The organism is Hydrogenophaga sp. BPS33, from assembly GCF_009859475.1.
In the GTDB taxonomy this organism is placed as follows: domain Bacteria; phylum Pseudomonadota; class Gammaproteobacteria; order Burkholderiales; family Burkholderiaceae_C; genus Hydrogenophaga.
The window spans coordinates 1,452,246-1,463,753 of sequence record NZ_CP044549.1; the positions used below are offsets into that span (position 1 = coordinate 1,452,246).

The 11,508-nt window shown below is 65.3% G+C and carries 9 protein-coding genes; 6 read left to right on the forward strand and 3 right to left on the reverse strand.

Annotation, left to right across the window (positions count from 1 at the left end):
* Window position 1 precedes the first annotated feature (1 nt).
* The 4 genes from F9K07_RS06845 to F9K07_RS06860 all read left to right on the forward strand — a co-directional run bounded on the left by F9K07_RS06845 (window position 2) and on the right by F9K07_RS06860 (window position 4,493).
* Window positions 2–1,087 (forward strand): metallophosphoesterase, encoded by a 1,086-nt coding sequence (locus F9K07_RS06845; protein ID WP_159590656.1) that lies wholly within the window; start codon window positions 2–4, stop codon window positions 1,085–1,087.
* 82 nt (window positions 1,088–1,169) lie between these two features.
* Window positions 1,170–2,126: a helix-turn-helix domain-containing protein gene (locus F9K07_RS06850; protein WP_159590670.1), complete on the forward strand. Its 957-nt coding sequence runs from the start codon at window positions 1,170–1,172 to the stop codon at window positions 2,124–2,126.
* Window positions 2,127–2,190: 64 nt separating this feature from the next.
* Entirely contained in the window at window positions 2,191–3,555 is a 1,365-nt protein-coding gene (locus tag F9K07_RS06855; RefSeq protein ID WP_159590672.1) for an arylsulfatase, read from the forward strand.
* A complete protein-coding gene (locus F9K07_RS06860; protein ID WP_201451524.1) occupies window positions 3,546–4,493 on the forward strand; it encodes a formylglycine-generating enzyme family protein in 948 nt (315 codons plus the stop codon). The genes F9K07_RS06855 and F9K07_RS06860 overlap by 10 nt, the downstream gene beginning before the upstream one ends.
* Before the next feature lie 19 nt (window positions 4,494–4,512).
* On the opposite strand, the gene F9K07_RS06865 is transcribed toward F9K07_RS06860, so the two are convergent.
* From F9K07_RS06865 to F9K07_RS06875, 3 genes are all read right to left on the reverse strand, one after another.
* A complete protein-coding gene (locus F9K07_RS06865; protein WP_159590674.1) occupies window positions 4,513–5,934 on the reverse strand; it encodes an aldehyde dehydrogenase family protein in 1,422 nt (473 codons plus the stop codon).
* A 2-nt stretch (window positions 5,935–5,936) separates the two neighbouring features.
* The gene (locus F9K07_RS06870) at window positions 5,937–6,908 is read right to left on the reverse strand and encodes a Bug family tripartite tricarboxylate transporter substrate binding protein (RefSeq protein ID WP_159590676.1); all 972 of its coding nucleotides are present in this window, start codon (window positions 6,906–6,908) and stop codon (window positions 5,937–5,939) included.
* A gap of 200 nt (window positions 6,909–7,108) precedes the next feature.
* Window positions 7,109–8,014, reverse strand: a complete 906-nt coding sequence (locus tag F9K07_RS06875) for a LysR family transcriptional regulator (protein ID WP_159590678.1) — start codon at window positions 8,012–8,014, stop codon at window positions 7,109–7,111.
* Between the two features lie 115 nt (window positions 8,015–8,129).
* On the opposite strand from F9K07_RS06875, the gene F9K07_RS06880 reads away from it, so the two are divergent.
* Complete coding sequence (locus F9K07_RS06880) at window positions 8,130–10,268, forward strand: 3-hydroxyacyl-CoA dehydrogenase NAD-binding domain-containing protein (protein WP_159590680.1); 2,139 nt, start codon at window positions 8,130–8,132, stop codon at window positions 10,266–10,268.
* Window positions 10,269–10,298: 30 nt separating this feature from the next.
* Window positions 10,299–11,507, forward strand: a complete 1,209-nt coding sequence (locus F9K07_RS06885) for an acyl-CoA dehydrogenase family protein (RefSeq protein ID WP_159590682.1) — start codon at window positions 10,299–10,301, stop codon at window positions 11,505–11,507.
* Window position 11,508: the final 1 nt, after the last annotated feature.

Here is an 11,508-nt window from a genome sequence, read left to right on the forward strand (position 1 = left end):
CATGGCAGAGCACGAATTCAATGTATGGGCGTTTGGCGATGCTCACGTAGGTACAGACCTGCGCAAGACTGGCCGCAGGAGTCTTGCCGAAGCGCTGGCGCAGTCTGAGGTCGGGGGGGCGGATGGCGGTCCGAGCTTCGATTGGGACATCGCGCTCAACGTCGGGGATATGTCGGGTGCGCACGGATCGCCGGAAGATGATGAAGGTCAGGAAGTGGTCGACCAATACGGTGCACTGCAAAAGCATGCCCGTGAGGCCGTCTATGACATTTGCGGCAACCACGACCGCAATGCGGTAGGTGAACCGAATGCGCTATGGTTCCGCCGATGGCTGGATCCGATGGGCGAGAACACCGAGACATCGCGAGTCAACGCGCAGCGGCGGCCTTTTGCAGCAGAAGGCACTTGGGAGCGCTACTCGTTTCGAGTCGGCAATCTGCTTTTCCTCATGATGAGTGACGTGAACGAACCCACCCGGAAGATCGGCCGAGGGCTGCTCGGTGGCAATCCGGGCGGCGTGGTCACGGGGGAGACCTTTGCATGGTGGAAGCGGATGGTGGAGTCCAACCCGGATTCAATCATCGTTTCGGCGCATCACTACGTGCTGAAAAACACGACAATGGCTTCGGGTGAGTACGAGGGCTACACGAAGGATGAGAAGGGTTGCTGGCGTATGAAGTACCACGGGTACTACGAAGAAGGCACGCCCAAAGGCGCCTCGTACTTGTATTGGGTGGACAGCAAGCCTGATGCGCAAGCCTTCGAGTCCTACCTCGATTCCCGTCCCGAGGCGGTCGCGATGTGGCTTGGTGGTCACACGCACAGCAATCCGGATGACCGCACCGGCGGGAAATCACACATCGAAACAAAGTGGGGCGTACACTTTCTCAACGTGGCGTCGCTCACGCGCAGCCATGTGTCTCAAAGCCGTCCGCTGAGCCGGTTGATGACCTTCACGGAGGGCAGCGACCTTGTCCGTGTGCGGTGCTATATGCACACGAGCGAGTACGCGCCACAAGGCTGGTACGCGCCGGCAGAGCGCGTTCTGAAGCTGCCGCGTCCGTTTCGCAAGCAGGCAGCAGGTTGAAAATTGCGCCGCCGCTATCGCGCATCCTTGAGGGCAACTTTGAGGGCAGGGGCTTGGACTGATTGACGGAGGAAAGAAAATCATGATCCTCACCCATGTCTCGTCCAGCTTCGAAGACGTGAGCCAGCAGAGCGTGGCCGTCGAGGGTTGGCCGCTCCAGTACGTGCAGATGAGTTCCGGACGCTTCTCCGGCAGTTCGAAGGAAGTGCGTTTCGGCGGGCTCCAGCTGTTTCGCGAGACCAGCAACGCCACGGTGAACCAGTTCGGCGCGTCCCGTGGCAACTGCGTCGTGTTTGGCTATGCCTTGCGTGTGGCGGGGCCTATCGTGGTGAACGGCACTGCCATTTTGCCATCGCACATTGGTGTCCTGCGAGGCGACCGGGAACTCGACGCGATGCAGCCCCCGATGGATCTGATGGTGCTCGCCGTCGACAGCGCGCTGCTCGAAGACCACTTCTTTGCAACCGCGTGCATCGATCTGGACAAATGGGCACGTCATGGGGTTTTGTCGGTGGAAGCGCGCGGTCGGGCTGCGCACTTTGGTGCCGAGTTGCTGGAGGTGCTGGAAGTGCTTTCCGGCGAGCGCGATGGTTGGGATGCCGCCGCCCTGGAGGGGGCGCGCGAGGACCTGCTGGCACTGCTCGTGCCCATTGTCCTGGCCCAACAGAACGAGACGCGGCCCACGCTGTCGGTGTTCGGCCGCGCTCAGATCGTCAGGCGGGCGCGCGAGTTCGTCCTTGACCGGATCAGCGAGCCCTTGCGCGTGAGCGATATCTGCCGGCACTTGCGGGTGTCGCCACGGGCTTTGCAATACAGCTTTCAGGACACGCTCGGCACGAACCCAGTCTCCTACCTCAAGCTGCTTCGGCTCAATGGCGCGCGGCGCGACCTGATCGCCGCCGGCAACAGCGCGTTGCAGGTCAAGGACGTGGTCGCACGATGGGGTGTCTGGCACCTCAGCCGTTTCAGCGCCGAGTACCGCCACCTGTTCGGCGAACTTCCTTCGGCGACCTTGCAAGCGGCCCGCAGCCGGTGCTGATAACGGATATCTGCCCGGCCCGCCCCGCGCTACATTCGCCGGGTGCACACAACAAGGACTCGGCATGAGCGACCAGACGACGCAAAGGCATCCCAACATCCTGTTCATCCTGGCCGACAACCTGGGCTATGGCGAGCTCGGCGTCTACGGTGGCGGTCCGCTGCGGGGCGCGCCCACGCCCCACATCGACGGTCTGGCCGCGGAGGGCCTGCGCTTGACCAACATGAACATGGAGCCGCAGTGCACGCCCAGCCGATCCAGCATGCTCACGGGCCGCCACGCGATCCGCTCGGGCACTTATGCCGTACCGCTGGGAGGCGTGCCGGAGGGCCTGACGCAATGGGAAATCACCTTGCCGAAGCTGCTGTCCGACGCCGGCTATGCCACGGCGCTCTACGGCAAGTGGCATCTGGGGCGCGATGACGGCCGCTTGCCCAACGACCAGGGCTTCGACGAGTGGTACGGCATCCCGAGGACCACCCACGAGACGACCTGGTTGACCTCACCGGGGTACGCACCCGAACTCGTCCGGCCGCAGCACATCATGGAAGGCCGCAAAGGGGAGCCCAGCCGTGAGCTGCAGGTGTACGACATGCAGGAACGGCGCGTGATCGACGCGGAGATCACCCGGCGCACCGTTGCATTCATGGAAGAACGGGCACGCGGGCACCAGCCGTTCTACCTCTTCACAAGCCTGACCCAGCCACACTTTCCCACGCTGCCGCACCCGCGCTTCGCCGGCAGTACAGGCAAGGGCGACTGGGCCGACATGCTGGCGGAGATGGACCACAACGTCGGCGAGATGCTGGCCGCGATCGATCGCCTGGGCTTGCGAGAAAACACCATCGTCATCTTCACAAGCGACAACGGCGCCGAGTTCATCAAACCCTGGGAAGGGTGGGCCGGTCCATGGCGGGGTGCCTACTTCACCGCGCTCGAAGGCGGGTTGCGCGTGCCCTTCATCCTGCGGTGGCCTGGCCAGGTGCCGCCCGGTTTGACCAGTGACGAGTTGGTGCACGGTGTCGATCTGTTCACCACGCTCGCAACGATCGCCGGCGTTGCCATCCCGCAGGACCGACCCATCGACGGCGTGAACCAGTGCGACCTGTTTCAGGGCACCAGCGCCAAGTCAGGCCGTGACGGCTTGCTCGTGTGGGTTGACAACCGGCTCCAGGCGGTGAAATGGCGCAACTTCAAGGCCCACTTCTACCAGCAGGACACGATGATGTCGCCGCCCGAGAAGCTGCCGGTGCCCTTCATCATCGATCTCTACACCAACCCGCGTGAAGAGGAAGGAAAACGTGCCTCTGGCTGGGTGCTGGAACCCATGCTGAAGATGGTTCAGGCTTTTGAGGCGAGCCTGGTGGAACACCCCGCAATCCCCATGGGAACGCCCGACCCCTACGAGCCCCCGCGGCGGTGTCCGTGAGACACGGCGTGCCGCCCTCGTCGGGCATGGTCTGGGTGCCTGGCGGCTTTTGTTCCATGGGCTCCGACGTCCACTATCCCGACGAGGCGCCGGCCCATCGCGTGAGGGTGTCTGGCTTCTGGATGGAGTCCACCGCCGTCACCAACAGCGCTTTCGCGCGCTTCGTCGCTGCCACCGGCTATCGCACGCTGGCCGAGCGCCCCATCGATCCCGCCTTGTTTCCGGGCGCGCCGCCCGAACTGCTCGCGCCCGGTGCGCTCGTGTTCACGCAGCCCACCGGCCCGGTCGCCTGGAAGATGGGCAACTGGTGGTCCTACGTGCCCGGTGCGAGCTGGGCGCATCCGCTGGGGCCCAGCAGCACGATCGCCGGGCTGGAGGAGCACCCGGTCGTGCAGATCGCCTTCGAGGATGCCGAGGCGTATGCGCGGTGGGCCGGGCTTGCGCTGCCCACCGAGGCGCAATGGGAGTTTGCCGCGCGAGGCGGCCTTGTGGGAGCGGAATTCGCCTGGGGCGACGAACTCATGCCGGGCGGCCAGGCCATGGCGAACTTCTGGCAGGGCGAGTTTCCGCACGAAAACCTGTGTCTCGACGGTCATGCCGGGACTGCGCCTGTGCGCGCGTTTCCACCCAACGGCTTCGGCCTCTTCGAGATGACGGGGAACGTGTGGGAATGGACGACGGACTGGTACAGCACGAAGCGTGCGATATCTGCGAGCCGCAAGCCGTGTTGCATACCCACCGATCCACGCGGCGCCATCGCCGAACAGAGCCATGATCCGCACGAACCGGGGATCGGGCGCAAGGTGATCAAAGGCGGCTCCTTCCTGTGCGCTCCCAACTACTGCCGGCGTTACCGGCCGGCGGCGCGACAGCCGCAGGCGGTCGATAGCGCCACATGTCACATTGGTTTCCGCTGCGTGGCGCCTGGGGCGACTTGATATAAGCCCAGGCAGCGCTTCAGCCCATGATGGCTTTGTACTCCAGGAATTCCGCGATGCCGTAGCGGCCGAACTCCCGGCCATTGCCTGATTTGCCGAAACCGCCGAAGGGTGCTTGCCAGTCGAAGGGTGCGCCGTTGATGCGCACGGAACCGGTTCTCAGTTGCCGAGCGATCCGCAACGCGGCGTCTGGGTCGGCAGACCACACATAACCCGCCAGCCCATAGTCCGAATCGTTGGCGATCTGCACAGCGTCTTGTTCGTCCTTGTAAGGAATCATGACCAGAACCGGGCCGAAGACCTCTTCGCGCGCGATCGCCATGCCGTTGTGCACGTCGGCGAAAAGCGTGGGGCGCACATAGAAACCCCGGGTCAACCCCTCCGGACGCCCCAGTCCGCCGACCACCGCGCGTGCGCCTTCGTTCAGGCCCAGTTCAATCATGCTTTGCACCCGCTCAAACTGAGCGGCGCAAGAGACCGGGCCGAGCTGTGTTCCCTCTGCCCGCGGATCACCAACTCGCAGCGAACCCAAGAAGGCTTGCGCGATGCCGACCGCGTCCGCATAGCGCGATTGCGGCACCAGCAGGCGTGTTGGTGCGGTACACGTCTGGCCTGAGTTGAGCATGCAAGCCATGATGCTTTTTGGAATCGCGGCGTTCAAGTCCGCGTCCGCCAGCAGAATGTTCGCGGACTTTCCACCGAGTTCCTGTGTGACGCGCTTCACGCTGTTTGCGGCTGCCATTGCTACCTGGATGCCTGCTCGCGTGGAACCTGTAATCGAGATCAGATCCACGTCGGCGTGCGTGGACAGCGCATGACCCACGCCAGGGCCGTCGCCGTACACCATGTTGAACACACCCGAAGGTAGTTCTGCGGCGTCGCAGATTTCGGCGAAAACACGCGCATTGAATGGCGCCAGTTCAGAGGGCTTCAACACGATCGTGCATCCAGCCGCCAACGCGGGCGCGACTTTGGCTGCCACCTGATTCATCGGCCAGTTCCAGGGTGTGATGAGCGCGCACACGCCGATCCCTTCGCGCACGACAAGGGTGCTGCCGCGCCTATCTTCGAACGCAAATTCGCGCAGCGCTTCGAGCGTGCCGGCCAACTGGGCGAGGCCGGTGGCCGCCTGCACGTCCCGGCACAGCCACAGGGGCGCGCCGATCTCGTCACAGATCGTTTGTGCGATGTCTTCGGCTCGGTCCTTGTATGCCACGACCAGCCGCTCAAGCGCGGCAATCCGCTCTGCAACAGGAGTCGCCGACCAAGCCGGGAAAGCGCGCCGCGCGGCAGCCACCGCGTGATCGACATCGGCCAAGGTGCCGAGTGCGACGCTCCCCAGGTTCTCTTCGGTCACCGGGTTCACCACCGCAATGGCTTGCGAGCCTGGCGAGGCCTCTACCCAGGCGCCGTCCATGTAGAAGTGCTTCAGGTCCTTCATGATCAGTCCGCCTTGGCGCCGGACAGCTTCACAAGCCGCTCGACGACGACCGACTGCGCTTCGAAATCGCGCCGGAACTCCGCAGAAGAGCGGTCCAGGGGATACATGCCGAAAATCTGGAATCGGGCCTTCATGGTGGCGGTCTGAACCGCGGCACGCGCTTCTTTTTCAAGCCGCTGTAGGATCGCGGGCGGCGTCGCTGCGGGGCCGATGAGCCCAGCCCAACCGATCGGTTGGAACTCCGTGTCCGGGAAGCCCGCCTCGGTCATCGTGGGAACATCGGGCATGTCACTCAATCTCTTGTCGCCCAGTATGGCGAGGGCGCGCAAGCGGCCGCTCTGGATGTGCGGTGCGATGGTGCCGGAGGGTGCAACACCCCATGCCACCTGTCCGCCTGCCAGGTCCTGCACCAAAGGCGCATCGCCCTTGTACGCGATGTGCGTCATGTCGAGCTTGCGAGACTGGTCCAGGTAGGCCGACATGAGATGGCCCGCGCTGCCCATGCCATAGGAGCCGTAGTTCACCTTGCCGCGGTTGCCTTCGGCCCAGGCGATGAACTCCTTCATGTTTCGGGCTGAAACGACCTTCGGGTTCACCGCCAGGACCAGCGAGCCCGTGCACAGCGGTGTGATGAAGGCGAAGTCGCGTCGCGCGTCGTACTTTACGTTGGAGTACAGGTACGGGCTGCTGAGCAGCGGAGCGCTCGGCGTGACCAGCAACGTGTAGCCGTCGGCCGGCGCTTGCGCGACGGCCAGCGCGCCCATCATGCCGCCTGCGCCTGGGCGGTTCTCGACAATGATCTGCTGACCCATCTGCTGGCCCATCTGTTGGGCGAGGGCGCGAGCGAGAACATCGGTCGCGCCGCCCGCCGTCCCTGGCACGATGAAGGTGATCGTCTTCGACGGGTAATTCTGTGCCGAGGCCAGCCCGGCGAGGGCGGCGAACGCCACGAAGATCAGGTGTTTGAATTTCATGGGTGACTTCCTTTGAAAACAGGTCGCTCAACGCGGGTCTTGTCAACGTCACGATGGCGTCGCTGCCCCGCCGGGATTTTTCCGGTTCGTCCGTCTTCCGCTTGGCGGTTGACGGCTTCAAATCTAGAGGGAAGACCCAGGCGGCGTTAGCCAGAATCGGCACGGGCTGCTGAACCGCAGCGCGACACGGGTCAAGCCCGTCATACCGCCACAGGGCCCTGCGCCGCGCGCGCCTTCTCCAGCAGGAACTCGATGCAGATGCGCACCGCGCGCGTCTGGTGCCGGTTGGGCAGGTACAGCAGGTAGAGGTGGTTGCCGAAGATGCTCAGGCGGTAGTCGTCCAGGGCGGTCAACACCTCGCCGGATTCGATGGCGTCCTGCACCACGTAGTCGGGCACCAGGCCCACGCCCAGGCCCGCGAGCACGCCCTGGCGCAGAAACGGAAAGTGCTCCGAGAGCATCGTCGGCTCCAGCACCATCTCCTGGCGTTCGTCGCCCTGGTAGGCGCTCAGGCGCAATTGGCGGCCTGTCACGCCAGACGTGATCAGGGGCGCGTTGCGCAGTTCGAGCAGCGTGCGCGGCAGGCCGTGCTGCTGCGCGAAACCGCGCGAGGCGCAGGCCAGGAAGCGCACCGTGCCCATGCTGCGAGCCACCAGCGAGAGCGGCGGCTCCTGCATCACGCGGATGGCGATGTCCACCTCGTCGCGCAGGTTGTCCACGCGGTTCTCGAACAACACGTCCAGCACGATGCCGGGGTACAGGCGCTTGAACTCGATCAGCCAGTCGCTCATGACGATCTGCCCGTAGCCGCTGGGCACGCTGATGCCCACGCGCCCCTGCAAACCCTGGCCCAGGGTGGCGATGGTTTCGCGCGCCGCCAGGATTTCGTTCTGAATGCTGCGCCCATGCTCGTACAGGCGCATGCCCACCTCGGTCGGCTCGACGCGGCGGGTGGTGCGCCGCACCAGTTGCACCCCGACGGCTTTCTCCAGCTGTGTGAGGTGGTAGCTCACGTTGGCGCGCGACATGCGCAGCTTGCGCGCCGCCTGGCTCAGGTTGCCGCTGTCGATGATTTCGACCAACAAGGTCAATGCGTGGGAATCCATGGCGCAATTGTTCTAATTTATTGGACAGTCTGTCAATGATTCATGGGATTGTTAGAAATCGGTGACGTTGTAAGAATGCGGGCTCCCGATTTTTACCCTTGGAGCGTCTCTCCGCATGTCGACCACCGAAACTTCCTCCGCCCCTGTCCATGTCAGCCTGCACGAGGGCGTGCAAGTGGTCCGCATCGACAACCCGCCGGTCAATGCCATCGGCAGCGCGGTGCGCCAGGGCTTGCTGGCCGCAATGGCGCAGGCCGATGCCGACGCGAACGTGAAGGCGGTGCTGATCGTGGGTGCGGGGCGGGCATTCATCGCCGGTGCCGACATCCGCGAATTCGGCCAGGCCCCCGTGCCGCCTTCCTTGCCCGAGGTGTGCCAACGCATCGAAGCCTGCGGCAAGCCGGTGGTGGCCGCCATCCATGGCGCGGCTTTGGGCGGCGGCCTGGAGATCGCCCTGTCCGCCCACTACCGCCTGGCCCTGCCGGGTGCCCAGCTGGGCTTGCCCGAGGTGCTGCTCGGACTGCTGCCGGGCTCCGGTGGCACGCAACGCACGCCGCGTCTCATGGGCGTGAAAGCCGCCACGGGTCTCATGCTCAGCGGCAAGCCGCTGGGCGCGCAGGCGGCCCTGGCCGCAGGCCTGGTGGATCAGCTGTCGCAGGGCAGCGACCCTGAAACCGAGGGCCTGGCCTATGTGCAGGACTTGCTCGCGCGCCAGATGCCAGTGCGCCCCACCAGCGCCACGCTGGGCCGCCTGGCCGACAAGGCCACCGCGCAAGCCGAACTCGACGCTCTCAAGGCCGAGACCGCCAAGACCTCGCGCGGTCTGTTCTCGCCCATGAAGATCATCGAATGCGTGCAGGCCGCGCTGGACATGCCGTTTGCGCAGGGCATTCAGTTCGAGCGCGCGCAGTTCCTGGCGTGCATCGACAGCCCGCAGCGCGCAGGGCTGATCCATGCCTTCTTCGCCGAGCGCGAGGTGGTGAAGGTGCCCGAAGCGCGCGCCGCCGCGCCGCGCCCACTCTCGGCGCTGGCCGTGGTCGGCGGCGGCACGATGGGCGCGGGCATCACCGTGGCCGCGCTCAACGCCGGTTTCCCCGTGACCATGATCGAACGCGATGCCGAGTCGCTGGCGCGGGGCCGTTCCCACGTCGAGAAGGTCTACGACGGGCTGATCGCCAAAGGCCGCATGACGCCCGAGGCCAAGGCCGCCACCATGGCCCGCTACACCGGCAGCACGCGCTATGACGATGTCGCCCCTGCCGACCTGGTGATCGAGGCCGTGTTCGAAAACCTCGAGGTCAAGCAGGCCGTGTTCCGCGAGCTGGACCGCGTGTGCAAGCCCGGCGCGGTGCTGGCCACCAACACCTCGTACCTCGACATCGATGCCATTGCCGCCGTCACGCAGCGCCCGCAGGACGTGATCGGCCTGCACTTCTTCAGCCCGGCCAACATCATGAAACTGCTGGAGATCGTGGTGCCGTCGAAGGTGAGCGCCGACGCCGTGGCCACCGCCTTCGAACTCGCCAAGCGCCTGGGCAAGATGCCGGTGCGCGCGGGCGTGTGCGACGGCTTCATCGGCAACCGCATCCTCGCGGTCTACAAGGAAGTGGCCGAGCACATGGTGGAAGACGGCGCCAGCCCCTACGAGATCGACGAAGCGGTGCGCGGCTTTGGTTACCCGATGGGACCGTTCCAGGTGACCGACCTGGCCGGCGGCGACATCGGCTGGGCCACGCGAAAGCGCCGCGCGGCCACGCGCGATCCGCAGGCGCGCTACGTCGAAGTGGCCGACCGCATCTGCGAACGCGGCTGGTTCGGCCAGAAGACCGGGCGCGGCTTCTACCTGTACCCGCAAGGTGCCCGCACCGGCCAACCCGACCCCGAGGTGCTCGCCATCGTAGACGCCGAGCGCGCGCGCAAAGGCATCGCACCGCGCCGCTTCACGGCCGAGGACATCATGCGCCGCTACATGGCCGCCATGGTCAACGAAGCGGCCAAGGTGGTGGAGGAGGGCATTGCCCTGCGGCCGCTCGATGTCGACGTGACCTTCCTCTGCGGCTACGGCTTCCCACGCCACCGTGGCGGCCCCATGAAGTGGGCCGACATGCAAGGCCTGGACAAGGTGCTGGCCGACATCCGGGCCTTCGCCCAGGAAGACCCGCGCTTCTGGAAACCCGCGCCGCTGCTGGAAAGACTGGTGGCCCAGGGCCAGGACTTCGACAGCCTGAACAAGGCCGCGCCCGCTGGCCGCTGAGCCTCCCTCCTCTTCAAAGCGCCCCATCCCATGGACCTTCAATTCACGCCCGACGAGCAGGCCTTCCGCGAGGAAGTGCAAGCCTTTCTGAAAGACCATTTGCCCGCGCCGCTGGCGCACAAGGTCAAGGCCGGCCAGCGCCTGGGCAAGGCAGACCAGGAGCAGTGGCACGCCATCCTCAACGCCCGGGGCTGGCTGGCCAACCACTGGCCCGAGGCCCACGGCGGTCCCGGCTGGAGCGCGGTGCAGAAGTTCATCTTCGACAACGAGTGCGCCATCGCGGGTGCGCCGCGCATCCTGCCGTTCGGGCTCAACATGCTCGGCCCGGTGCTGATCAAGTACGGCAACGAGGCACAGAAGCAATACTGGTTGCCGCGCATCCTCAACGGCGCGGACTGGTGGTGCCAGGGCTATTCCGAACCCGGCTCGGGCTCGGACCTGGCCTCGGTCAAGACCAGCGCGGTGCGCGGGCACGACGAGCGCGGCGCGCACTACATCGTCAATGGCCAGAAAACCTGGACCACGCAAGGGCAGCACGCCAACATGATCTTCTGCCTGGTGCGCACCGACAAGGAAGCGCGCCCGCAGGCCGGCATCAGCTTCCTGCTGGTGGACATGACCACGCCTGGCGTCGAGGTGCGGCCCATCCGCACGCTCGATGGCGACCGCGAAGTCAACGAGGTGTTCTTCACCGACGTGCGTGTCCCCGCGGAGAACCTCGTGGGCGAGGAGAACAAGGGCTGGACCTACGCCAAGTACCTGCTGACCTACGAGCGCACCGGCATCGCGGGTGTCGGCTTCTCGGTGGCCGCGCTGGAAAAGCTCAAGGCCCTGGCCAGCCGCGCGCGCCGCAACGGCCGCCCGCTCGACCAGGACCCGCAGTTCGCCGCGCGCATGGCACGCGTCGAAATCGACCTGGAGAACATGAAGACCACCAACCTGCGCGTGATCGCGGCCGTGGCCGGCGGTGGCGTGCCGGGCGCGGAGAGCTCCATGCTCAAGATCCGCGGTACCGAAATCCGGCAGGAAATCCTCTCGCTGATCCGCCGTGCCATGGGTCCGTCGGCGCTGCCCTATTCGGAGGCGGCGCAGATCGAAGACGCTTCGGATGCGACCGAAGACGCCGCCGTCACGGCGACCGCCGCGGCCAACTACTTCAACTACCGCAAGCTGTCGATCTTCGGCGGCTCCAACGAAATCCAGAAAAACATCATCGCCAAGATGATCCTGGGCCTGTGAG

Excerpts from the sequence above, each read along its gene's own strand:
- F9K07_RS06880 (WP_159590680.1), top strand. The coding sequence starts at position 8,130 with ATGTCGACCACCGAAACTTCCTCCGCCCCTGTCCATGTCAGCCTGCAC.
- F9K07_RS06885 (WP_159590682.1), top strand. The coding sequence starts at position 10,299 with ATGGACCTTCAATTCACGCCCGACGAGCAGGCCTTCCGCGAGGAAGTG.
- F9K07_RS06865 (WP_159590674.1), bottom strand. The coding sequence starts at position 5,934 with ATGAAGGACCTGAAGCACTTCTACATGGACGGCGCCTGGGTAGAGGCC.
- F9K07_RS06870 (WP_159590676.1), bottom strand. The coding sequence starts at position 6,908 with ATGAAATTCAAACACCTGATCTTCGTGGCGTTCGCCGCCCTCGCCGGG.
- F9K07_RS06845 (WP_159590656.1), top strand. The coding sequence starts at position 2 with ATGGCAGAGCACGAATTCAATGTATGGGCGTTTGGCGATGCTCACGTA.
- F9K07_RS06850 (WP_159590670.1), top strand. The coding sequence starts at position 1,170 with ATGATCCTCACCCATGTCTCGTCCAGCTTCGAAGACGTGAGCCAGCAG.
- F9K07_RS06875 (WP_159590678.1), bottom strand. The coding sequence starts at position 8,014 with ATGGATTCCCACGCATTGACCTTGTTGGTCGAAATCATCGACAGCGGC.
- F9K07_RS06855 (WP_159590672.1), top strand. The coding sequence starts at position 2,191 with ATGAGCGACCAGACGACGCAAAGGCATCCCAACATCCTGTTCATCCTG.